We start from the raw sequence: 23,295 nt of genomic DNA, 5'->3' as shown, positions 1-23,295 counted from the left end.
CAACCCCTGCTTAGGGGGTCAACGTCCAGCGGGCGATGTATCCGACGTCGATGGATGCCCGGTCCTGCACGCGCAGCGTCCAAGTGCCGTTGAGTGGCTGTGCGGAGGCGTCGACCGTGAAAGTCTGGTCGACGTTGTCGGCGGAGCCGCCACTTCGGTTGAGCAGCGGGTAGACGGTGCCGTTCGGGCCGACGAGGTCGACGGTCAGGTCACCGCGGTAGGTGTGGATGATGTTGACGTAGACCGTGGTGGTCGCGGCGGCGTTGCCGTCACGGCCGGTGATCGTCACGGGCGATTCGACGGCCGCCCCGTTGTCGGGGATGTCCACGCGGGTGGTGTTGGCGTAGACGTAGGCGATCTGCCAGCTGAAGGTGTCTGACGCGGTCGCCCCTGTGCTGTCGGTGACCGTGATGGTGACGTCGCCGGTGCCGAGGGTGGTCGGGGTGCCGCTGATCAGTCCGCTCGGGCTGACGCTCAGGCCCTCGGGCAGCCCGTTGGCCTCGTAGGTGAGGGACGCTCCGGAGTTGGTGGTGTAGGCGTCCAGTTGAAGGCTGACCTCCTGGTTGACGCCGCTGACCTGGTCGGCGATCGGGGCGAGGTTGACGCCGAGAGCGATGCGGTTGCCGACGTTGATCGCGGCCCAGGCGTCGGCGACAGCGAGGTAAGTCGGGCTGTAGGCGCCGAACAGGTCCGCGGCTGCCGACAGGGTGGCGGTGCGGGCACCCGCGTAGTTGGTCGTGGAGGTCATGTACGTCGTCAGCGCGCGGTACCAGATCGCGGCGGCGTTCTGGATGCCGATGCCGGTGACGGGCTGCCCGTCGTACGTCGGGCTGTCGTAGGACACTCCGTTGACGGTCTTGGCGCCGCTGCCCTCGGAGAGCAGGTAGAAGAAGTGGTTCGCGGGGCCGGACGAGTAGTGGACGTCGATGCTGCCCAGGGTGGAGCTCCAACTGTCCTTGGAGGCACCGTCCTTGGAGGGCTTGTCCATGTAGCGCAGCGGGGTGCCGTTGCCGTTGATGTCGATCTTCTCGCCGACGAGGTAGTCCGCGGGGTCGGCGGCCAGATCCTCGTGGAACTCGACGGCGGCGGCGAAGATGTCGGAGGTGGCCTCGTTGAGCCCGCCGGACTCGCCGGAATAGACCAGGCCCGCGGTGGCGGCGGTGACGCCGTGGCTCATCTCGTGGGCGGCCACGTCGAGTGCTGTCAGCGGGTGGGTGTTGCCCGAGCCGTCGCCGTATGTCATGCAGAAGCAGGAGTCCTGCCAGAAGGCGTTGACGTAGTTATTGCCGTAGTGGGCGCGGCTGTAGGCGGCGACGCCGTCGTTTCGGATGCCGTTGCGGCCGTGCGTCTCCTTGTAGTAGTCCCAGGTTGCCGCGGCGCCGAAGGCCACGTCGACGCCGGCGGTCTGACGGTTGGAGGGCTGGCCGTCGCCCCAGATATCGTTGTCGTCCGTGAACAGGGTGCCGGTGCCCGAGGTGCCCTGGTTGAGGTCGTACGTCTTCTGCCCGGCGCGGTCGGGGTCGACGAGCAAGTACGTCGATTCGGACAGGGTGGTGCCGAGCGGGACCGTGCCGGCGTACTGGCCCGTTCCGGAGCCGGTGTGCACCTTCTCGGCGGCCAGGAGCTGCTTGCCGGTGACGGCGTCGGTGACGACCTGGAGCTCGCTGGGCGTGCCGTCCTTCTGGGTGCCCCCGACGAGGGTCTCCCAGGCCAGGACGGGCTTGCCGGTACCGGCCCACACCACGAGCCGGGGCGCCTGCTCAGTCTCGGAACCCTTGACCTCGGCCTTCTTCGACACACCGAGTGCCCTGTCGGCGGCCTCGGGAGCTGTGATCTTCGGGCTGAGGGAGGACAGCCGGAGGTTGGCCTTGCTCGCCTTGGTGACGGTCGTACGACCGCTCTTGACGTGGACGACGAGGTCACCGCCGAGGACGGGTATCCCCGCGTAGGTGCGTTCGTATCGGGTGTGCGTGCTGCCGTCGGCGTCCTTGATGACGTCCTTGGCGACGAGCTTCTCCTTCACGCCGAGGCCGATCCGCTCTGCCGTGCCCCTCGCCGCGGACTGAGCGGTCTTGATCAGGGCGGTGCGGCGAGCGGGTGTCAGGGACGTCTGGTCGGCGCCTGCTCGGGGTGTGGCGGTGATCTTCGCAGGGGCCGGGTCGGCCGGGACCGCGGTGGCCAGGCCGGGGGCGGCCAAGGCCAGCATGGCCCCAACCGCCGTGAGGGCGACAGCGGTGGCACGTCTGCGCCGGGTGAGGGCGCGGTGTCGCAGGGACAACGGGATCTCCTTCAGTACGACGGCCGGCCCGTGGTGGGGGCCGTGGACGAGATGGAGCGGCGGGGTATGCCGGTCCGAAGCGCTGCACGGCATGCGGGTGGAAGGAGGTGGGGGGTGGAGGGAGAGCGGTTGTGTCGTGTGGTGGACACGTCAAGGAATGGTGAACTTCTGCAGAAGAGTGGCATCGCACATACGGGGTTGTCATGCCAATGCCAAGGTGACGGCTTGAATTGACCATGCACGTCAGGCAAATTGGTGCGGAGAGCGCAGATTTTCGGCCTCACGCAGCCGGGCGACCATCCAACACGGGGCGACTGGACCGGAAGAGTCCCACCCGTCAGCGTTGATCCGTGGGAGAGAGCGCACCGGCCGCCCTCGCAGAGGCTCTCCCTCACCCGGTGCTGTGGAGTTGGAGCCCTTCTTGTGGTGTGAGGGACTGCTGTATGCCTCGCCCGTCACCGGGTCGGGGACTCTGGCCGCGTCGTGGCGGATGGCCGGCCAACGGATCTCCGAGACCGGGCCAGGCGGTGTCCCACCGATCGTCAGGCGATGGGCAGTTGACCGGGCGGCTGGCGTTCATCCGCCTTGGCGATGAACAGAGCGGGCCCTTCGGCCCGAACGTGCCGGCGCCGCCTCGAAAAGGGTCTGCAGTTTGCCTAGGGCCTGTCCGGCGGATCTTGTGACCATCTCGCTTCTGGTTCGTTGGCATGCTCATGGGGCAGGGAGATCTCACAAGCGAAGAATGGGCCCGGTTGAAGCCACTCCTGCCGAAGTCCGGTCAGCGGGGCGGCCGTTGGACTGGCCACCGTAGGATCATCAACGGGATCTTGTACCGGAACCGGACCGGGGTGCCGTGGCGGGATGTGCCTGCACGCTTCGGCAAGTGGAAGACCGTTTACGAGCGGCATCGGCGCTGGTCAGCGGATGGCACGTGGGACAGGCTCTTCGCGGCCGTCCTGGCCGATGGCGACGCGGAAGGCCGCATCGACTGGTCGATGGTGAGCGTGGACTCCACCTCCTGCCGGGCCCATCAGCACGCCGCTGGAGCACGCAGGAAGCCTCCGCGGCTGCCGGGAAAAGGCGCACGCCCCTGCGGCACCGCCCCGATGAGGGACTAGTCGCTCCCGGGGCGGCCTGACCTGCAAATCCATCTCGCTGGTGAGGGCGGACGCCGCCCGCTGACCCTCTTGATCACCCCGGGCCAGCGGGGCGACGCCCCGCAGTTCATCCCGGTCATGAATCGGGTCCGTGTCGCCCGCGTGGACGGTGGGCGTCCGCGGACTCGGCGTCAGGGCTGCGGGAGGCGGGGCCGGGTCGACCCTGGGACCTGGCCGGCAGGTCATGGGTGGAGCAGAGCCGGATTGAGGCGAGGGTGACGGTGCCGTGGAAGATGTTGGCCCTCTTGTCGTACCTCGTGGCCACGGCCCGCGAGTTCTTGAGGGCGTTGATCGTCCGCTCGACTTCGTTCCTTCGCTTGTAGGTCGTCTTGTCGAAGCCAGCGGGGCGGCCACCCTTTATTTCCGCGGGCCTGGCGGTTGACCCGCTGATTCCTCGGTTCGGGGATGGTGTGCTTGATCTGGCGTCGTCGTAGGTAGCGGCGATTGCGGCGGGAGGAATACGCCTTGTCTGCGCCGAGATGGTCGGGTTTGCTATGCCGATGAATGACCTTTGTATCCACGCGGTAGGCACCGACGCCTCGATCCGCGATTGGCAGTACGCCCACAATCTGATTGTGCCCGGCGACGTGCTGTCGCTCGACGACGTCCGCGCCCGCTCGGGTCGTAACCGCATGGAGGTCGCCTACCTCGGCGACGTCCTGATCGGCTGCACCACCGTGCGCCCGCCCACCAAGGACAACCGCGCCACCGCCACGGTAATAGCCCGCGTTCTGCCTGAGCACCGCCGCCGCGGCCTCGGCACTCGGCTCTACGAGCGCGCCCTGGAGCAGGCCCGTTCTCTGGATGCACAGGTCATCGAGACCGTGGTACTGGCCTCCAATCCGGATGGGCTGCGCTTCGCCGAACAGCACGGCTTCGTCGAGCTCGAACGCTATCTGCTGCGCGAGGGCGACACCGTGCCCTGGATCGACCTCCGTCTGGCCTGATCCGCGGGACAGGGCCTCGTGTTGTCAGGTCGAGCACGCCGATCCGGGTGTTCCAGGTCTGGGTGACGGGTCGTAAGTGGGCACGGCGCGTTGCTGGTTCCAGCTGGTGTCGTGGGCGCGCGCCGACTGGGGCGGGACCTTGAGCAGCCGGGTTCGCTGGGGCGCGGGGTCGTACGACAGAACGGGGCCGTCGGATGCGATCCGACGGCCCCTTCGATTCGATCCCTGTCCTCGAACTCCGAGAGCCCTTCCGGTGCCTGCTACTTCAGGGTCACGGCGTCCCCGGCCGACACGACCCGCGCGGTTGTGGTTGTTCCCGGGAAGTACCAGCGCCAGCTTCCCGCCGAGGTGGCGGTGACCTTGGTGCTCAGCTGACCGGACTCGCCCGTCTTCACTGTCTTGACCGTGCTGTACTGGGCACTACCGGCCTTCTTGAACTGAAGCTTCACGTCCTGCCCGGCGTATCCGTGGTACTTCAGGTCCTCCCAGTTGGCCCGGGACAGCTTGCCGGTGACGGTGAGCTTGGCGCCCTTGGCCACGGGCTCGGGCGCGGCGTTCGTCGTGAGCTTGGAAGCGCGCTTCATCTTGAACTCGGCGATGTGGTCGGAGATCCAGTAGTCACCGTCGTTGGCCTTGACGGTGGCGTTGACCTGCCAGACGCCCGCGGCGCGGTTCACATCCTCGGGCAGACTGCCCGGGAGCCAGGCCGGGGCGATCGTCATCGTGGCCGTGCACACCGACGTGGTGGAACTCTTCTTCTCGCATCGGGTGTCCACCCAATCGCTGAAACCCCAGCCGTTCGTCTTGTTGAACACACTCACATGCGACAGGCCCTTCACACCGGAGTTGTCCCGGATGGTGATGGCGATCGGATAGGTGACGCGCGCCGATGTGCCGATGATGACGTTGTTACCGCCGTTGACGACCGTCTTGGTGACCCGGATGTCCCCCCTGCCCTCCGCATGGGCCCCCGTCGCGGACAACAGCGTCAGGGCCACCGCCCCGCCGGCCACGATCCAAGCCGCTCTGGTCGTTCTACCTCGCATGATCCCTCCCCTTTGATGTGGGAAGCGAGGTTACACAGCCAGCCGGGCCGGGTTCGCACAGAGGTTCGCCTTGGAGCGCGGCATCATGGCGGCGGCACCCGTAACGGCGGTACTGGTGTCGATCGGGGCAGTTCACGTCATGGTTCCCGTCGGGTGTATTCGTCGCCCTCGCGGTAGAGGACCAAGTGCTCGTGGAAGAGGACGCCGTCGCGGATGTCGCCGGCGGCGGTGAAGCCGGTGTCGTCGACGTAGTCGATGTGGTTGCCGGTGACGGTGTAGCTGCCGGTGTAGGCGCTGCGGCGGTTCCCGCGAGCTTCGTCATAGCGGCCGTTGGGCAGGAGTTCCTGGCGGATGAAGCCGTCCTCGGTCACCCACATTCCGACGTGGGGGTGCGGGTCTCGGGGCGTGTCGTTGCTGGTCATGGCTCTACGATCGCCGCGGCGGGCGGTGGCAACCAGGCCGCGGTCTGCCCAGGTGAGGGCTTCCTGGGTGTGGCGCACCCAGCCTTCCGAATGACGGGGCCCACGGTGCGGTGCGGTGCGGTGCCGTGCGGCAGTGGCGCGGGCTGGACGCCCCCTTGCCCCTGTGTCGTAGGCGGTGGGACGGATCGTGGGTGTCAGACACCTAGGGACAGGGCGGCCTGGTTCCGGCTGCACCGCGCGACGAGTCTGGTGGTCAGGCGGTCACTGGAGCTGCCGAACTCTCGCCCCGGACCTGCACCGACGCTCATCTCGCGCGCGGGGAAACCGATGAAGGCACCCCACTGAGGAGCATGCAATGAGCATCACCGACACCAGCAGCGTGGACTGGAACCCCGAGGTCCTCAAGGAGATCCTCTCGAATGACCAGGGACGGCCCGTCCTGTTCACCAACGCCCGCATCCTGACGATGGATCCGCTGATCGGGACCATGACCGGCGCCGACCTGCTGTTCGTCGGCTCACTGCTCGTGGGTGTCGGCCCAGGCATCGTCACGGCCGCGGAGGACGACAACGCCATCGTCGTCGACTGCACGGGCATGACCATCGCTCCAGCCGTCGTGGACACCATTGCGCTGGCCGGAGGCCGCGGTCACCGCTCGGCGTATGTCGCGACGCTGACCCCGGGCAACACGACCGACTTCCTGGTGATGCCCGACTCGCTGGCCGCCGACGTTCCGAGCGCGGTGGCCACCCTCATGACCCGGCCGGAGCAGGTCCGCGCACTCGTCGCGGCTGGCCGGCCAGTCCTGTGGGCCGGTACCGATGTCCCCGGTCGAGCCACCGCGCCCGAGGCGGGCATCCCGGCCGCCGCGGACCTGACCGGCAGCCCGCGCATCGGCGTCTGGATCGACAGGAACGACTTCCTGCACCAGGAACTCACCGCCGACGGCCGCTACGACGAGACCCGGGGCGGGCGCCCGCACGCGTACCAAGGCCGCTACTGGATCGACGGCGACCGCATCGACTACCTGGACGACCTGGGCTTCTGGGCCTACGGGGAGTTCCAGGGCGACGAACTGCACCACGCGGGCTACGTCATGAAGCTCGGCTGACCTCTGTTTCGGTCGGCGCCCCCTCACGGTTCCGATCCAGGGTGCGCGACACCTGGGGAAACCGCGGCCTCGTTGCCGCAGTGGGCGCGCTCGAGGCTGACGGTCGAGCACCTCGGCCGGCCGGAGGCGATCGGCACACCCAGCCCTCTCCAGCGGATGGCCCGTCTTCCGGGTCCTGTCTGCCGTACGGAAAGAAGACCTCTCATGCACGTCAACGACACCACCAGCGCCGCCGTCCTCGAAGAGCTCCGGCGTCGGCCCGCCGACCGTCGGCGCATCCTGTTCACTGGCGCGACCATCGTCACCATGGACCCCGACCTCGGCGTCATCGACGGCGGCGACCTCCTCGTCGAGGGCGACACGATCACCGCTGTCGGCCGCGACTTCGACGTGGACGGTGCTGTGGTCGTCGACGCCGCCGGCACGATCCTCACCCCGGGCTTCGTCGACACCCACAGGCACGCTTGGCAGGCTCAGCTGCGCCGGATCATGCCGGACGTCGACGACCTCGGCGGCTACGTCATGGCCACCCTGGCGGGCTACGCCACCATCTACCGGCCCCAGGACATGTACATCGGCACCCGGCTGGCCGCCCTGACCGCGATCGACAGCGGCATCACGACGATGCTCGACTTCTCCCACAATTCCCGCACCCGCGAGCACTCCGATGCCGCCGTCGAGGCCCTCATCGACACCGGCATCCGCGGCGTGCACGCCTCCATGGGCCCGCACTTCGGCGAGTGGGACCGGCAGTGGCCCGGCGACCTGACTCGCCTGAAGAACGAGTACTTCAGCAGCAACGACCAGCTGCTCACGCTGCGCCTGGCGACCCTCGCCACCGACGAGATCGCCGGACCTGCCCTCTCCTATGGGTCCGAACTCAATCGCCTCGCAAACGAGTTGGGCATTGGAGTGAGCGTTGATGCCGTCTTCGGCACGTCCTCGTCCGACGCGGTCCTGCGCTGGGCCAAGGACGGCCTCCTCAGCCCCGACGTCACCCTCATCCACTCCACCGGACTGACCTCCGAGGCATGGAAGGCCATGGGAGAAACGGGCACCACCGTGGCCCTCGCCCCTACCTCCGACGCGCAGATCGGCCTGGAGACCGCGATCCCCGCCGTCGACGAGGCACTCGCCGTCGGTATCCGCCCCGGACTGAGCATCGACGTCGAAGTCGCCCTGGCCAGCGACATGTTCACGCAGATGCGGGCCCTGCACGCCATCCAGCGGATGCGGGCGGTCAACGCCGCCTATGGCACCGACCAGCAGCCCTTGCGCGTCACCACCCACGACGTCCTGGACTTCGCCACCCTCCAAGGCGCCCGCACCAACGGCCTGGCCGACGTCACCGGCTCACTCGCCCCGGGCAAGAAGGCCGACCTGCTGGTCATCCAGGCCGAGGACCTCAACAACATGCCGCTCAACGACCCGATCGGCACGATCGTGCTGGGCTCCGACGCCCGCAACATCAGCGCCGTACTCATCAACGGGGAACCCCGCAAGTGGGATGGACACGTCCTCGACGTCGACCTGGCCGCCCTGCGCAGTGAGGTGCACGCCTCGCGCGAGTACCTGCTGAACACTCCGGCCACCTGAGCGGCCCTGCCGCCCGGGCACTCCCTTCCATCGTCCCCCGGCCGCTCCCCCACGGCCGGGGGCACCACTGCAGCCCCGGTCGCCCATCGGCCGATCGTGCTGCGCGCGCAACATAGGGGTGCGGCAACAAGCCACCCGGGCGTCGCAGCACTCGCCGAGCAGTGGGTGAGTTAGTTAGTTAGTTGAAAGCGTCAGTCATGCAGTCCACCCTGCAGTCCGCGGCCTCAAAGCGCTGGCGGAGGGCGGCAGCTGCCTCTTCGTGTTCCACGAAGAAGTCCCCGTAGTGCTGGAACGCCACTTTGGTCACGTTCCCGACCGTGACGATGGCCGTTTCGCCCTGTGCGGCGCGGCGGCGCGCTTCGGCGATCGCCATGTCCGCAGAACGCAGGAGGTTTCTGGAACGGTCCCGGGTCTCGGCCGCCTGGGCCCGTTTCACAGAGAGGGGGCGCAGGACACGTCCCCGCCAGACGAAGCCGGCGGCGACGAGTACGAGACCGAGCGCTACGAACAGAAGTCCGCCGGGGGCGTGAGGCATCTGTCCAGTCTTCACCATTCGCACGGTGACCGTCAGGCTCGCGCGCCCGCGTGACGCTGCCGATTTCTCGCAGCGACTGGTGTTGAGTCGAGCCCCTGCGGCGATTTTCCGGCGGCCTCCTGGTTCAGCCGCCGTGTGCGGGACTCTGCTGGTGCGGTACCTCGGGTGCGCTGAGGGAGCCCAGCAGGGCCAGTCCGTCGGCGGAGGGCGAGCCCGGCTCGGCCTGCAGGATGATCAGCTGCTGTCCTGGGGCGCTGCGGATGTTGAGGGCCTCGTGCCGCAACTCCAGGTCTCCCACGACGGAGTGGCACACCTGATTGTGGTCGTAGGGCGGGATCCGCGTGTACTCACGTGCCCACAGCGACCGGAACTCGCCGCCGCGCACCGACAGTTCACCGACGAGTTCCAGGATGCGGGGATCCTCCGGAGTGCTTGCGGCGGCCTGCTGGAGGTCGGCGACCGCACGATGACGGGCCCGCTCCGGGTTCCGGTGGAAGGCCTTCGCCGCGGGGTCCAGGAAGAGCATGCGCAGCACGTTGTCGCGCTGGGCGAAGTCGCAGTAGAGGGCGTCGGCCAACGCGTTGGTGGTCAGCAGGTCCTGGGCGTGCCCGACGATGAAGGCCGGTGTCCTGGTCCAGCTCTCGATCAGCAGTCGCAGGTGCGGACGGACACGCTCGACCTGGACCGGGGACTTCGTGCGGCGGGCACTCGGCCGGGCCAGCCGGAAGAGCTCCCCTCTGTCCTCATCTCCGAGCTGCAATGCGCTGGCGATGGCCTCCAGCACCCGGGGCGAGGGGCTGACGTCACGGCTCTGCTCAAGACGGCTGTAGTAGCTCAGGCTCACCCCGGCGAGCATCGCAACCTCGTCGCGCCGCAGGCCAGGCACCCTTCGCCGACCCGCACCGGACAGTCCTGCTGCGGTAGGGCTAAGGCGTTCCCTGCGGGAGCGGAGGAACTGACCCAGCCCTCCAACCGGGTCAGGGTGCGCGTTGTTGCCCATGCTGCCAAGGCTATGTGGAGAACACCGGGCATGGTTCTGCCGACGGTGGGTGCATTACACCCAGGAATGCGGATGCCACCTAAGGGGCAACAGCACGAGAGGGACCACGGGACGTCTTCAGGCAGCACGCGTCACCAGGCCGCGTAGCCCCATCATCCGACCGGGAATTACCCTGTGTGAACAATGAGGCACGTGGTGCCATATATGCCGTCTTGCGCGACTGATGGTTTCTCGTCGGCCGAACGGCATCTAGTCTTGCCATATGAGCAATGGGACACCTCTGGGTGATTTCCTCAGAGCCCGTCGAGAAGCCCTCAAGCCACACGACGTCGGTCTTCCCGAGCACGGGCGACGCCGAGTGCCGGGACTGCGTAGAGAGGAAGTCGCTCTACTCGCCGGGGTCAGTTCCGACTACTACATCAGGCTGGAACAAGGGCGCGAGAACAGCCCGTCCCCACAGGTTCTGGATGCCGTGGCACGGGCCTTGAAACTGGACGCGGAAGCCACCGCCCATCTCCACCGCCTCTGCCTCACCGCCTCGCAGCGTCCGCGCGACTGGGGCGAGACGGACGTCAGCCAGCAGTTGTTGGAGCTGATGGACGGATGGGAGCACACGCCGGCCTTCGTCGTCGGCCCGGCCGTCGACATCATGGCGGCCAACTCCCTCGCAATAGCCCTCCACAACGGGTTCGAGAAGTTCGACAACCTCGCCCGCATGGTGTTCATCGACCCGGCTGGGCGCGAGTTCTTCCAGGAATGGGCGCGAGCTGCGCACTCCTGCGTGGCCGAAATCAGGGCGGCCTACGGACACGCCCCCGAATCAGCCCGCATCGCCGAAGTCGTAGCGGAACTGTCCGCCCAGAGCGAGGAATTCGCCGAGATCTGGCACATGCACGAGGTGAAGGGCAAGTCCCAAGAGGGCAAGCACCTCAAGCACCCGCAGGTCGGAGACCTGCACATCAAGTTCACGGCTTTCACCGTCAACGGCGCTCCGCACCAGCAACTGGTGGTCTATCAAGCTGAACCGGCGAGCCCGACAGCGGCCGCCTTCGAGACGCTGCGGGCCATTGCCGCCCAGCCGAAGCATGCCCAGGCAGCGGTGCCCGCGGCCGGCTTTACCGTCACGGAGCAGTAGCGGCGTAGATGGGCACATGAGCCATGGGCCCGGTGGAGGCTGACCTGCCTTACGAGCGTCGCGACGCCGACCGTGATTCTTCGCCCCGGCTCTGGTCACTTCGGCAGATCGGCGGAGAGGAAGGGAGCAAGGAGCGCGAACAACGCGTCGGGGCGGTCGAGGGGGATGATGTGGCCGCAGTCCTGGAGACGGTGTCCGACCAGGTCATCGGCGAAGGGACGGAGTTGGCGTTCGAGCCCGGTGCCGACAGGGTGAGAGCCGACGGCCATGGTGGGCATGGTCAGCCGAGCCGTAGCGACGGCGTCCTGGATCTGCTGCGCGCTGGTGGGCAGGGCCCGGTAGTAGGAGAACGCGCAGCGCAGGGCCTCGGTCCCGGTATACGCGTGGACGAAGGCCGTACGGATGTCGTCGGGTACTCCTCGCCCGAGCGTCCCAGAGTCGAGGAACCAGTCGATGTACGGGGTCTCGTTGCCGGCCAGGACGGTCTCGGCAAGGCCGGGGACGGCGTGGAAGCCGAACCACCACGGAGCACCGCCCGCGACGACGTGTTCTGCTCCGGGCAGGCGGCCGAGCAGTGCCTCCATCACGACCAGGCGCCGGACGAGGCCGGGCCGGCGCAGCGCGAGCAGGACGGCGGGGGCGGTGCCCGCGTCGATGCCGACCACCGCTGCCGAGGGCTCGCCGAGTGCGTCGAGCAGCCCTTCGGCGTCGGCGGCGAGGGTGCCTGCGTCGTACCCCTCGACGGCACGTGCACTGTCACCGAAGCCTCGTAGGTCCGGGGCGATGACCCGGTACCGCCCGGCCAGTCGGTCCATGATGCCGCTCCAGAGTTGCCAGGTGTGCGGGAAGCCGTGCAGCAGGAGAACCGCAGGTCCGTCCCCGGCGATTGCGACGTTGAGTTGGACGCCGTTCGTCGTGATGCGGTGCAGTTGGTGTGCGGGGGTGAGGGGCATGACGGTTCCTCCGGCTGGTTACCATTGGTGACCCCAGAACGATAGGTAACTGTCCGACCGCTTCCTAGACGGCACTTTCAGGGAAGGTGGTGAGCCACGGGTGACCACCCGAGGAGCCCGGGCCGCCGGTCGCGGGGTACGCGGCGATCTGTTCGATCCCCAGTGCCCGACGCGGCAGTTGCTGGACCGCATCGGTACGAAGTGGACGTCGATGGCCGTCAAGACGCTCGCCGATGCCGCACCGGACGAGGTGCGCTTCGCGGAGCTGAAACGCCGGATGCCCGGCGTCTCGCAGAAGATGCTGTCCGTGACCCTGCGAAGCCTGACCCACGACGGGCTGGTGTCACGCCGGGTCGAACCGACCGTACCGCCACGGGTCTTCTACCGACTCACCGGACTCGGGCTCTCCCTGGAAGCCGCGCTTGCGGGGCTGCGGACCTGGGCGGAGGAGCACATGGCCGAGATCGACCGCGCCAACGAAGCCGCCGACCAGGAGGTCGATGAGGGATAGGTAGGTAGAGGGGGGTGGGTGCGCAGCCGCACCCACCCCCCGTCAGGGATCCGTCACTGCCCTGCCTGCAAGGCCGCCCACGTCTCGGGCCCCACCACGCCGACGGGGTCGAGGCCGCGAGAGGACTGGTACGACCGCACGGCCTCCCCCGTCGCCGGGCCGAACTCGCCGTCGATGACAACCGTCTGCCTCAGGGCGGCCGTCAGGGCGCGTTGCACCCGGGCAACGGGCTCTCCGCTCGAACCCGGCTCCAGCGCCGAGGCGTCGCCGCGCGCCAGCAGGACCGTCCAGGTCTTCGGACCGACGTTCCCCAGTGTCTGCAGCCCGTAGTCGGCCTGCAGGCTCCGTGCGGCGGCTGCCGTCGCCTGGCCGAACTCCCCGTCCACCGGGCCGGGATCGTAACCCGCGGCTTTCAGCAGGCATTGTGCGGCTGCGACGAGGTCACCGCTCGACCCCTGTGCGATCGGGTCATACGCCGTGAAGTCGACGCCCACCTCGGCACAGTCGGCCACCGGTCCGCCGGCGTCCTCCGGGAGGTACAGCGTGACCGTCATGCCCTTGACCGCGACGGTGCCGGCTTCCGGATCCTGCCGTACGACCTGGCCGGCCTCCGCCCCGCCCTCTGCCGCGGTGGCCGTCTCGACCTCGAACCCCGCTTCCCGCAAGGCGAGTTCGGCTTCCTCGGCCTGCTTGCCGACGACGTCCGGGACCTCGATGTCCTCCAGGGTCGTAGGGTCGGTCTCCAGCACCTGGTCCTGCTCGCCGGCCGTACCGGTGGGCCGTTCCAGCCCGGTTCCCTCCGTGGTGTGCTCGACGAGGATGACAGCGGCCAGCGGGTCCTCGGCGGACTCGACCTTCACGATCTTCTTCTGGTCGAAGCCCTTCCACTCTTTGCCCTTCTTGCCCTTTCCATCGCCCTTCCCGTCGCCCTTGTTGCTCTTGTCCACCTCGAAGTCGATGTCCACGTCGTCCGGCGACTTGTCGAAAGACTGCATCGGGTTACCGCAGCGGCACTGCACCACGGGCAGGCCGTAGGCGTCGATGAGAACGGCCACACCGGCTTCCAGCAGGGCGTAGAACGACTTGGGTTTCTTCTTGCGGGGGTCGAAGTCGAAGTTCTTGACCAGGGTGTCGTTGCGCAGCAGCACCGGGGTGAGCTTCTTGATGTATCCCTCGATCTGCTTGACGTCGATGCCCCGGACCTCCGCCCAGGCCGCTGCCTTGTCCGCGTTCTCCTCGAGGTACTTGATGAGCTGCCACTTGTCGCAGCTCGACTTCTTCCGCGTCCCGCCGTAGAGCCCGGGCGTGGCACCCGACTTCGAACCGCCCTCCAGCACGGAGATCGTGCCGAGGAGGTCGACGGCCAGGCCGGCCGTGCGGAGGAAGGGCGAAGCACTCATGGCGCCCCTGGCCAGCGCCCTCACGGCGACCTTGGAGCTCGGGCACCCGGCGGCCCCGATGGTGAGCATCAGTACGGCAGCCAGACCGAGTGTGGTCATCCGGACCGCCCGGTTCCTCGCGGCGGGCCGCAACACCCGAGATAACGCCTTGGACCAGGCCATTTGTCCCCTCCTGTCCCGTCCTCCGCCCCAGCTCACGGATGCACCACCGCCGCGGACGACGCCCTCCACACCTGCCACGCCACCAGCCCGTACAGCACCCCGAGAGCTGCCAGGGCCAGGCCGGAGACCAACCCCTCGGCCACGAAAAGGACGACGTTGACGACGATCACGGCCGGCGGCAGCCATACCGGTACGGCGCGCGCCCGCCATAGCGCCACAGCCAGCAGCAACTGAGCCAGTGTCATCACCAGGAACCCGGGAACGACCACGCCGAGCGCCGGACCGCCTTCTTCGTTGACGTACTCGATCAGCCCCTTCCCTGCCGCCAAGGGAAGCGCGTCAGACTCCGTCGCGTACGCGCCCAGCAGGCCGAACGAAACGGAACCCGCCGAGAACACCAGACCGCCGAGCACGGCCAGGGCGGCTCCGACGGTCGCCCAGCGGGCGCCCCGGGCCTGGACGAGGAGGCAGACCGCGAAGGCCAGGCCGACCATGAGCAGTGCGGTGCCGAGGCCGTCCAACAGGTGCCAGGTCAGCCAGCCGCCACGGTGCGAGCGGACCCCCTCGAACGGGAGGTCGTCGCCGGTCCGCAGCTCATCGACGGGCGTCCACACGCCCACGGCGATCCAGGCGGCGGCCCCGAGCGCGAGTGCGGCGGCGAGCAGTCGGATACGGGCTGCTGTCGGCCGCGCCGCGAGCGCGTCACCGCTCCCCGCGAGGTCGTCCGTCGTCTGGGTGGTGTCTTCAGCCATTTCTCCCCCTAAGGCCTGTGTACGCGCGGACCGCGTCAGACGCCAGAGTGCCGCCCACCGTGCTGTCCGCTCATCAGGGACAGCCCTCGATTCACCGCGCCGGAACGAGGGCCGGCCCGGAATACAGCCGCGCCGACGGCGGTGCATGGTGACGGCGGGTGGGAGGAGAGTGCACTGGCGGCGCGGCCCGCCGCCGGTGCATTCTCCGCGGCGCCACGGCAAGTCAGAGCACCGCCTCCAGCGACCGGCCTGCGGACAGCGCACGGACGGGTGCCGGCTGGGTTGGGAGCGGATGGCCCCGTGCGGCGGCTGCTCGAACTCGATGGCCGGAGTGAGCTGACGTCTGCTCATATCCGCTTGGTGGCACGGGTGTCAGGGAAGTCCGAGTGGACGGTGTGGCGGTCGCTGTCGGTGGCGTGGGCGGCGTCGCCGTCCGGTGGCGGCAGGCGGAGGGTCAGGGTCCAGCGGGTGTCGTCGGCGCCGGGGGTGGTCAGGGTGCCTGCCAGCGTGGTGACGCGGTCCGCCAGGTCCGTCAGGTCCGGCCGGGCGGAGCCGTCGGTGCGCACCGTGACGACCAGCCGATCCCTCTCGGCCTCGACATCCACGGTGGCCGGCTGCCGCTCGGTCAGGCGGTCGACGAACCCGTACGCCGTGGACTCCGTCACGCCTGGGAAGCGGCCCAACGGCACCTGCATCAGCCGCAGGCTGCGCTCCTCCGTGAGGGCGTCGAGGGCTACCGCCAGGCCCGCGTCCTTCAGCAGGACGGGATAGATGCCCCGGGCGAGCCGTCGCAGCCCGTTGATCGCCGCCCGCACCTCGTCCTCCGCCGACTGCAGCCGGGCCTCCTGCCCAGAGGCGCGCGTACGCAGTCCTCGCAGGCCCAGTACGAGCCCGACCAGGCGCTGTTGCGCTCCATCGTGGAGATCGCGTTCCAGCCGGCGGCGTTCCTCGTCGCCGGCCGCGACGACGCGTGCCCCGGATGCGCGCAGGTCCGTGAGCTGGTCGAGGAGTTCCGCGTGGAGTCGTGCGTGCTCCAGGCCCAGGTATACGGCCGAGACGAGATCGTCCACGGCGCCGGGGCGGTCGAGGAGGCCCGGACGGTGTATCAGGGTGGCGATCTCCATGTCTCCGTAGCGCAGAGGCGTCGCCGCCGTGCCTTCGGGCAGGGGCAGGAGGAGCGGGCGGGCCCTCTCGTCGACGTGCCGGCCGCCGTCGACCGCGTAGGCGATGTCGAGTGCGGGATCGCCGAGTCGCCGGCCGATGGCTTCCCGCAGCCGGGACGGGCTCGTTGCTCCGCCCAGCTCGATGACCAGGCGGGTCAGTCGCTGGTGTGTGCGTCGGGCCTGCAGCAGTCCGGCCAGGACCGCGAGGGAGAGCAGGGCAAGGGCCAGGGCCTGGAGCAGCCAGAGGCGGCCGTCCCGGGAGTCCGAGCCGAGGAATCCCCGGTCGAGGCTGTACACGTAGGAGGCGCCGACCGCCGCTAGGCAGGCGCCCGCGCAGAGGGTGACCGGGGCGATCGCCCGGCGCCGGGCTGCGCTCACGCGTACCAGGTCCCATGCCAGGGAGCACAGCACCAGCGTGGTCCAGGCGGCACCGGCGCGTACGCCCAGCAGTTCCATGGCCGTGGAGCGGTCGGGATCGTCGGCCAGCGCCCACCAGTTGGGTGGGCAGTTCGTGCAGCCGCGGGCCGTCGGTTCGAGGAAGACGGCTGTTCCCACGCCCTGCAGACCGACGGTCACGGCATAGCCCGTTGCGGCCAGGGCCCTTCGCGCCCAAGAGCGCAGGTGTCCGGTCGGGAAGGACAGCGCCGCATGGGCCACGATCGCGGGCCAGGCCGCGTACAGGGCGAGGCCCAGGGAGAAGGACCAGCCGGCGGCGGCGCCCGGGGTGTCCCACTCGGCCAGGAACCATCCGCAGCCTGCGAGGAACAGCAGTCCGGCGGAGCGGCCGGCCGGGCGACGCTGAGCGAGGGCGAATGCGGCAAGCATCAGCGCCCAACCTGCTGCGAGCAGAGCGAACTCACCGTACGGGGTCGTAAAAGCGGTCGAGTAGACGGGCCTGCGTGCGGCGAGCGCCATCGTGCCCACACCAAGGGCGATGCCGCCGAAGGCGGGCAACAGCAGCAGTACGCGTACCGGCATACCCACCCCCTTGGTGGTTCGGTCGCCCACCGTCCGCGCTCCCGGGGCGACAACTCACTGGTTCCGCACGCATGATGCGGCTGCGCGGCCCGGCGCGCGAGAGGGCTGTCCCCGATTGCGTCCGGGCCCTCATGCAGGGCGGTCCCCGATGCCGCGGCTGCGGCGGCTTCCTATGGTCGTGGGGCATCGGGAGAGGGAGGTGCCCAGTGAACGGACACAGACACCGACTGCGGGCGATGGCCGCGGCGTTGGCGGGACTGCTGTTGGCCGTCCCGGCCTGCCAGTCCCGGGACCGGGCCGGCGGAAACGCCGGTGCGGAGGTCACCGTGATCACCATGGCCAATATCGGCGGAACCATCAGGCCAGGGCAGCTCAACGAGTGGGCACAGGAGGTGCAGCGTCGCTCGAAGGGTTCGCTCAGGATCGAGTTCCGGGACGAGTACCGCGAGGGCGAGAAGAACGCCGAGGTCGCGACCGTCGAGGACCTGCGGCGGAACAGGATCGACCTGGCCTGGATCGGGGCACGGGCGCTGGATCGGGTCGGCGTACAGCATTTCCAGCCCCTGCTTGCGCCCATGCTGGTCGACAGCTACGAGCTACAGGCCAAGGTGTTCGAGGCGGGGATCCCGGACCGGATGCTGGCCGGACTGAACGAGGCGGGGCTACGCGGAGTCGGCGTGCTGCCCGGGCCGTTGAAGCGCCTGGTCGGGGTGGAACGTCCGGTGGTCGGCGTGGAGTCCTTCGTCCGGCGGAAGTTCGCCGTCTCGGATTCGGCGCTCGTGGATCTGACCTACAAGACGCTCGGCGCGTCTGCGGTGCCCGCCCCCGCGGACGTGGACCTGGCAGGATTCGACGGCGTCGAGTTCCAGCTGGGGACGGTCGTGGGTCGGCACACCTATCGCCAGGCGGATTTCGTGACCGGCAATCTGGTCCTGTGGCCCCGTCCACTGGTGGTGGTGATGGCGCCGGCGGCACAGGACAGACTCACCGGTGACCAACGGCGGATACTCGCCGAGGCACTCAAGAGCAGGCAGGCGGCGGCGATCGATTCGGCCCGGCAGGAGGACCGGGAGTCCGCCGAGACCCTGTGCCGGCTCGGCATGAAGATCCCGCACGCCTCCCCGGCACAGCTGCGCGGTCTGCACGAGGCGGTGCAGCCCGTGTACCGGGAGCTGAGGAAGAACGAGCGCAGCGCCCGCTGGCTCAGCGAGATCGAAGCCCTCAAGGAGACGACGGGAGCCGGACCGGACAGCGCATCCTGTCAGGAGAAGACGACAGGAGCGAGCCCGCTGGAGGGCACCTGGCAGCGCGACATGACGGACGGCGACTGGATCGCTCTGCCACCCGACAGGGCGGACGGGCCGCTCAACGGCACTTGGACGATCACCTTCCGGGGAGGTGTGCTCACCAAGACGGATCCCGGCGGAGACATCGAGCAGTGGCCGTACGAGACCTTCCGGGACCGGATGCACACCTCGGGAACGGTCAACATCGACGCGACGTTCCGTATCTCGGGCGACCGCCTCACCTTCAGCGACTTCGGTTTCGGTAAATGTATGGACTGCGAAGGCTACGAAGTCACTTTCGGCGGCGGCAAGAAGCCCTGGATCAGGACACGGGACCGACGGGACTGAACGGACGGCACGGGCCGGGATCGCGCATGAGGGGCAGCCCTGATGCGTGATCCCGGCGCATGCTGCCATCATCGGCTCGTGAAACCAAGGCTGTTGCTGGTGGACGACCACGCCGGCTTCCGGTCGTTCGCCCGGGCGCTGCTGGAGGCCGAGGGCTATTCCGTGGTCGGGGAGGCCGCGGACGGAGCGTCGGCCATCCGGGGCGCCGAGCGGCTGGCACCCGAGATCGTGCTGCTGGACGTGATCCTCCCGGATCTGGACGGTTTCGAGGTCTGCGAACGGATCACCGGGAAAGGAGCGCGTCCCATCGCGGTGGTCCTGACCTCGAGCCGCGATCCGGCGGCGTATCGCGACCGGCTGGCACGCAGCTCTGCACGCGGCTTCATCGCCAAAGAGGACCTGACCGGGGCGGCGCTCGCCGCGCTGACGGGATGAACACGATGGCCTCGCAGCTGCTGGCGGCCGCGGATGTCACCGTCGGCGTGGTCCTCCTCGGCGCGTCGGCTGTGGCCTGGGCGGTCCGCCGGGGCAGCCGGGTGGGGCCGGTGATGGCCATTGCGGGCGGATGCTGGTTCCTGGGCAGCGTCTTCCCGGGCCTGGTCTTCCTGCACCGGGGAGCGATGGCCCATCTGCACCTGTCCTATCCGACGGGCAGGCTGCACCGCCGGCCGGCCGCCACGGCCGTGGTCGCGGCCTACGCCGCCGCCGTCTATGAGGGCTTCGCCGACGCGGCCTGGCTGACGGGCGGGCTGGCCGTGCTGATCGCAGTGGTCGCCGTCGACACATTCGTACGCACTTCGGGAACCGCACGGAAAGCGGGCCGGCCGGCCCTCGCGGCGGCGCTGGTGTTCGCCGCAGTCCTGGCCCTCGGCACGGCGAACGCCAGGCTCGGGCTCGAAGCCGATCTCGAGGTCGCGTTGGCCTACGATGCCGCGTTGTGCGCCGTGGCCGTCTGGCTGACCGTGGATCTGCTGTACGGACGCTGGACCGACGCCACCATCGCCGAACTCGTGACCCAACTCGGCGGACGAGGCGGCAACGCGGACCTGCGGGCAGTGCTGGCCCGCACTCTTGGCGACCCGAGTCTGGTCATCGGCTACCGGGTGCCGGGGCAGGAAGCGTACGTCGACGAGGCCGGGCGCCCGCTGGACGTCGTAGCGGCCGGACGGGTGCTCACGTCGGTCGAGGACGACGGGGAGCCGGTCGCCGTCCTCCTGCACGACCCGGCCGTGCTGGAGGACGGCCGGCTGCTCGACGGGGCGAAGGCCGCGCTGCGTCTCACCGTGGCCAACGCCCGGATGCGGGCCGAGGCCCGGGCCCGGTTCGATCGGCTCGCGGCGGCTCGGCGCCGGCTCGTTCAGACGGCGGACGAACAGCGGCGCGTCCTGGCACAGCAGGTGAGCTGCGGTGCGGAGCGCAACCTCGCCGAAGCGGACCGGCTGCTCGCGGAGCTGGAATCCGCCGCCGTGGGCGAGGTCCGCAAAGAGGTCGGTGCGATACGGGCCGAGGTGACCGCGGGCCGGCAGGAGCTGCGGTCCTTCGCCCACGGAATTCGGCCGCGGAGTCTGCACGACGGCGGGCTCGGCGCCGCGCTGCCCGAATTGGCCGACCGCGCGGGACTGCCGGTCTCGGTCACCGTCGGCATCGACATCGGCCGGCTCGAGCCGTCGCTGGAGGCGGCGGCCTACTTCGTCTGCGCCGAGGCCCTGACCAACGTCCGCAAGCATGCGCGGGCCAGCTGTGTGAGCATCGAGTGCGTCCAGCAAGGCGACGGCCTCACGGTGCGGGTGGCCGATGACGGCCGGGGCGGGGCGGATCCCGGCGGGTCGGGTCTGCGCGGGCTCGCCGACCGGGTGGCGGCGCTGGGTGGGCGATTGCGGGTGACAGAGCGAGCCGCTGGGGGGACCGTGGTGGAGGCCGGGTTCCCGGTCAAGGGGGGTGGGGCGCTGTGCGAGTGATGATCGCCGACGATTCCGCGCTGGTCCGGCGCGGGACCACGGGGCTGCTCACGGACGCCGGATGCCGGGTGCTGGCGGCGGTGGACCATGCCGAAGCCCTGCTGCTGGAAATGGAGGAGGAGGTGCCCGATGCGATCATCGTGGACATCAGAATGCCTCCCACCTTCTCCGACGAAGGCATCACTCTCGCGCAGGAGGCGCACACCAGGCATCCCGAACTGGGGGTGCTGGTTCTCTCCCAGTATCTCGAGACGCACTACGCGCTGCGGCTGATCAGCGAGGTGCCGGAGCACGTCGGCTACCTGCTCAAGGAACGAGTCGCCGACGCCGCGGTGCTGACCGACGCGCTGCGCAGGGTCGTCGACGGCGACTGCGTCGTGGATCCGACCATCGTCACCCGGCTGATGCGCCGCTCACGCACGCGAGAGCCGATGGAGTCACTGACCGCCAGGGAGCTGGAGGTCCTGGCGCTGATGGCGGAGGGCAGGTCCAACTCGGCCATCGCACAGCGTCTGTTCATGAGCCCCAAGACGCTGGAGTCCCATATCCGGCAGCTGATGCGGAAGCTCGATCTCCATGAGTCAGCGGCGGATCACCGGCGGGTACTGGCTGTGCTGACGTACATGCGGGCGAGGAACGGGGCGGGGTCTGCCGGTGGCTGATGGGGTGTCGGCGGTGATGCGACGGTGACACTACGCTTCCGGCTGCCCGGCCCGGCCGCGCAGCCAGGCCGACCCCGGCAGCAACGCCGGACAGGTTCCTGCCGACACCGGTAAAGACGCCGGACACGTTCCGGGTCACGAGTACGAGTCGGACCAGGACCTCATCGACCGCAGCGTCGCGACAACAGCCGGTATGCACAGGGGAAAATCCAGTTCATCAGTCTGCAAATCGATCACTGGATCGGTGTAATCGGCACGGATGGCGGGCCGCCCGTGGATCTAGCGTCGGAGGTGCACGGGGTCACACAGGCCAGAAAGGCATTCACGTCCTCATGTCCATCCCGCAAACCGACGCCATGCCCGTAACCGAGTTCGACGCTCCCGCCCCTTCACATCACCTCGGTCTCCAACCCACCGACGCCCTCGTGCTGCCGGTCGACGAACTGCCCGAGTCGGCGTCGTCGCCGGAACTGGTCAGCCGCCGGGTGCGTGACGAGCTGATGCTCGACGGCAATGCCCGGCTGAACCTCGCCACGTTCGTGACGACGTGGATGGAGCCGCAGGCTCAGCAGCTGATGGCGGAGACCGCGGAGAAGAACCTCGCCGACCGCGCGGAGTATCCGCAGATCACGGCCATGGAGGAACGCTGCGTGCGGATGCTGGCCCGGCTCTGGCACGCGCCGCACCCGGAGCAGGTCCGCGGCTGTTCCACCACCGGATCGAGCGAGGCGGCCATGCTTGGCGGACTCGCGCTGAAACGCCGCTGGCAGGACCGCCGGCGCACCCAGGGCAGGGACACTGGCCGCCCGAACATCGTGATGGGCGCGAACGTCCAGGTCTGCTGGAAGAAGTTCGCCAACTACTTCGAGGTGGAGCCCCGTTTCGTCCCGATGAAACCGGGCCGCTACCACCTCACCCCCGACACCCTCACCGCCCACTGCGACGACAACACGATTGGCGTGGTGACCGTCCTCGGCTCCACATTGGACGGCTCCTACGAGCCCGTTGCCGACATCTGCATGGCTCTCGACGGATACCAGGCCGCCACCGGCACCGATATCCCCGTCCATGTCGACGGTGCGTCCGGCGCCATGGTGGCGCCTTTCCTCGATCCGGGCCTCATGTGGGATTTCCAGCTCGAACGAGTCGCCTCCATCAACACCTCAGGGCACAAGTTCGGGCATGTCTTCCCCGGCCTGGGCTGGGCCCTTTGGCGCAACGCCGAAGCCCTCCCCGACGACCTGGTCTTCGAGGTCGACTACCTCGGCGGCCACTCCCCCAGCTTCACCCTCAACTTCTCCCGCCCGGGCGCGCACGTCGTCGCGCAGTACTACAGCTTCCTCAGGTACGGCTTCGAGGGGCTGCGAAACCTGGCGGCCCAGAACCGGACGACGGCCCGCGTACTCGCCACCCGTATCCAGACCATCTCCCCCTACGAGCTGGTCACGGACGGCTCCGAACTCCCGGCCTTCGCCTTTCGCCTGACACCCGGCACGCAGGGCTTCACGGTCGTCGACGTCTCGCAAGCGATGCGGGCGCGAGGCTGGCATCTTCCCGCCTACGCCTTCCCCGCTCCCTGCCAGGACGTCTCCGTACTGCGCCTGGTGGTACGCACCGGATTCACCGCCGAGCTCGCGGCAATGTTCATCGCCGACCTGACCGAGGTCACAAAGCAACTCCACACCACGTACTGACGTTCAGGACAGGCGCAACCACTGGTCAGGCTCCACCAGAGACTCGCCTGCGGCTTGTTTGGCGCCATTCAAAGGCTGATGATCACGGGACGCGTACCCGGCGAGCGCTGCATGGCACGGAGCACTGGTGCGCTGCCCGCGCGGGAACTCGCAGGCGTGTGCGCGAGTTCCGATCCTTGGTCGACCTGAGCAGGATTGGTG

19 protein-coding genes and 2 pseudogenes are annotated in these 23,295 nt (G+C 68.9%); 11 read left to right on the top strand and 10 right to left on the bottom strand.

What is annotated here, in order from left to right:
• Positions 1–10: 10 nt before the first annotated feature.
• Positions 11–2,278, bottom strand: coding sequence for a M4 family metallopeptidase (locus ACFQ6S_RS06030; protein ID WP_383404141.1), 2,268 nt, complete (start codon positions 2,276–2,278; stop codon positions 11–13).
• 713 nt (positions 2,279–2,991) lie between these two features.
• Here ACFQ6S_RS06030 and ACFQ6S_RS06025 point away from each other — a divergent pair.
• A pseudogene (locus ACFQ6S_RS06025) lies at positions 2,992–3,564 on the top strand (IS5 family transposase); the annotation flags it as partial.
• A gap of 67 nt (positions 3,565–3,631) precedes the next feature.
• Here the strand turns inward: ACFQ6S_RS06025 and ACFQ6S_RS06020 are convergent.
• Positions 3,632–3,929, bottom strand: a pseudogene (locus ACFQ6S_RS06020) (transposase); the annotation flags it as partial.
• Positions 3,930–3,935: 6 nt separating this feature from the next.
• Here ACFQ6S_RS06020 and ACFQ6S_RS06015 point away from each other — a divergent pair.
• Positions 3,936–4,382, top strand: coding sequence for a GNAT family N-acetyltransferase (locus ACFQ6S_RS06015; RefSeq protein ID WP_383404138.1), 447 nt, complete (start codon positions 3,936–3,938; stop codon positions 4,380–4,382).
• A gap of 260 nt (positions 4,383–4,642) precedes the next feature.
• Here ACFQ6S_RS06015 and ACFQ6S_RS06010 read toward each other — a convergent pair whose 3' ends face one another.
• Positions 4,643–5,428, bottom strand: coding sequence for a hypothetical protein (locus ACFQ6S_RS06010; protein ID WP_383404135.1), 786 nt, complete (start codon positions 5,426–5,428; stop codon positions 4,643–4,645).
• Positions 5,429–5,565: 137 nt separating this feature from the next.
• Positions 5,566–5,850, bottom strand: coding sequence for an Atu4866 domain-containing protein (locus ACFQ6S_RS06005; protein WP_383404132.1), 285 nt, complete (start codon positions 5,848–5,850; stop codon positions 5,566–5,568).
• 355 nt (positions 5,851–6,205) lie between these two features.
• Here ACFQ6S_RS06005 and ACFQ6S_RS06000 point away from each other — a divergent pair, with 355 nt between their 5' ends.
• A complete protein-coding gene (locus tag ACFQ6S_RS06000) occupies positions 6,206–6,961 on the top strand; it encodes an Atu4866 domain-containing protein (protein WP_383404129.1) in 756 nt (251 codons plus the stop codon).
• Positions 6,962–7,165: 204 nt separating this feature from the next.
• Positions 7,166–8,557: an amidohydrolase family protein gene (locus ACFQ6S_RS05995; RefSeq protein ID WP_383404126.1), complete on the top strand. Its 1,392-nt coding sequence runs from the start codon at positions 7,166–7,168 to the stop codon at positions 8,555–8,557.
• A gap of 178 nt (positions 8,558–8,735) precedes the next feature.
• Here ACFQ6S_RS05995 and ACFQ6S_RS05990 read toward each other — a convergent pair whose 3' ends face one another.
• Positions 8,736–9,110: a hypothetical protein gene (locus ACFQ6S_RS05990; protein WP_383404124.1), complete on the bottom strand. Its 375-nt coding sequence runs from the start codon at positions 9,108–9,110 to the stop codon at positions 8,736–8,738.
• 106 nt (positions 9,111–9,216) lie between these two features.
• Complete coding sequence (locus ACFQ6S_RS05985; protein WP_383404121.1) at positions 9,217–10,092, bottom strand: helix-turn-helix transcriptional regulator; 876 nt, start codon at positions 10,090–10,092, stop codon at positions 9,217–9,219.
• A 262-nt stretch (positions 10,093–10,354) separates the two neighbouring features.
• Here ACFQ6S_RS05985 and ACFQ6S_RS05980 point away from each other — a divergent pair, with 262 nt between their 5' ends.
• Positions 10,355–11,227, top strand: a complete 873-nt coding sequence (locus ACFQ6S_RS05980; RefSeq protein WP_383404118.1) for a helix-turn-helix transcriptional regulator — start codon at positions 10,355–10,357, stop codon at positions 11,225–11,227.
• A 95-nt stretch (positions 11,228–11,322) separates the two neighbouring features.
• On the opposite strand, the gene ACFQ6S_RS05975 is transcribed toward ACFQ6S_RS05980, so the two are convergent.
• On the bottom strand, positions 11,323–12,180 hold the full coding sequence (locus ACFQ6S_RS05975; protein WP_383404115.1) for an alpha/beta fold hydrolase: 858 nt from the start codon (positions 12,178–12,180) through the stop codon (positions 11,323–11,325).
• 100 nt (positions 12,181–12,280) lie between these two features.
• Between ACFQ6S_RS05975 and ACFQ6S_RS05970 the strand changes: the two genes are divergently transcribed.
• Entirely contained in the window at positions 12,281–12,691 is a 411-nt protein-coding gene (locus tag ACFQ6S_RS05970; protein ID WP_383404112.1) for a winged helix-turn-helix transcriptional regulator, read from the top strand.
• A gap of 53 nt (positions 12,692–12,744) precedes the next feature.
• On the opposite strand, the gene ACFQ6S_RS05965 is transcribed toward ACFQ6S_RS05970, so the two are convergent.
• From ACFQ6S_RS05965 to ACFQ6S_RS05955, 3 genes are all read right to left on the bottom strand, one after another.
• The gene (locus tag ACFQ6S_RS05965; protein ID WP_383404109.1) at positions 12,745–14,190 is read right to left on the bottom strand and encodes a DUF6777 domain-containing protein; all 1,446 of its coding nucleotides are present in this window, start codon (positions 14,188–14,190) and stop codon (positions 12,745–12,747) included.
• Positions 14,191–14,285: 95 nt separating this feature from the next.
• Positions 14,286–15,005, bottom strand: a complete 720-nt coding sequence (locus tag ACFQ6S_RS05960; RefSeq protein WP_383404107.1) for a hypothetical protein — start codon at positions 15,003–15,005, stop codon at positions 14,286–14,288.
• 347 nt (positions 15,006–15,352) lie between these two features.
• Positions 15,353–17,146, bottom strand: coding sequence for a histidine kinase (locus ACFQ6S_RS05955; RefSeq protein WP_383404104.1), 1,794 nt, complete (start codon positions 17,144–17,146; stop codon positions 15,353–15,355).
• A gap of 206 nt (positions 17,147–17,352) precedes the next feature.
• Here ACFQ6S_RS05955 and ACFQ6S_RS05950 point away from each other — a divergent pair, with 206 nt between their 5' ends.
• The 5 genes from ACFQ6S_RS05950 (at position 17,353) to ACFQ6S_RS05930 (ending at position 23,094) form a co-directional block, all read left to right on the top strand.
• A complete protein-coding gene (locus ACFQ6S_RS05950) occupies positions 17,353–18,780 on the top strand; it encodes a TRAP transporter substrate-binding protein (RefSeq protein WP_383404101.1) in 1,428 nt (475 codons plus the stop codon).
• A gap of 42 nt (positions 18,781–18,822) precedes the next feature.
• Entirely contained in the window at positions 18,823–19,215 is a 393-nt protein-coding gene (locus ACFQ6S_RS05945) for a response regulator transcription factor (protein WP_383404098.1), read from the top strand.
• Positions 19,212–20,738 (top strand): sensor histidine kinase, encoded by a 1,527-nt coding sequence (locus ACFQ6S_RS05940; RefSeq protein WP_383404095.1) that lies wholly within the window; start codon positions 19,212–19,214, stop codon positions 20,736–20,738. Before ACFQ6S_RS05945 ends, ACFQ6S_RS05940 begins: the two co-directional genes overlap by 4 nt.
• Positions 20,738–21,400 (top strand): LuxR C-terminal-related transcriptional regulator, encoded by a 663-nt coding sequence (locus ACFQ6S_RS05935; RefSeq protein ID WP_383404092.1) that lies wholly within the window; start codon positions 20,738–20,740, stop codon positions 21,398–21,400. Before ACFQ6S_RS05940 ends, ACFQ6S_RS05935 begins: the two co-directional genes overlap by 1 nt.
• Positions 21,401–21,732: 332 nt before the next feature.
• A complete protein-coding gene (locus ACFQ6S_RS05930) occupies positions 21,733–23,094 on the top strand; it encodes a glutamate decarboxylase (protein WP_383404089.1) in 1,362 nt (453 codons plus the stop codon).
• Positions 23,095–23,295: the final 201 nt, after the last annotated feature.

Source organism: Streptomyces sp. NPDC056479, from assembly GCF_042795335.1.
Taxonomy (GTDB): domain Bacteria; phylum Actinomycetota; class Actinomycetes; order Streptomycetales; family Streptomycetaceae; genus Streptomyces.
Note: the sequence above shows the minus strand (reverse complement) of the source record. Positions and strands in the feature narration are given on the sequence as shown.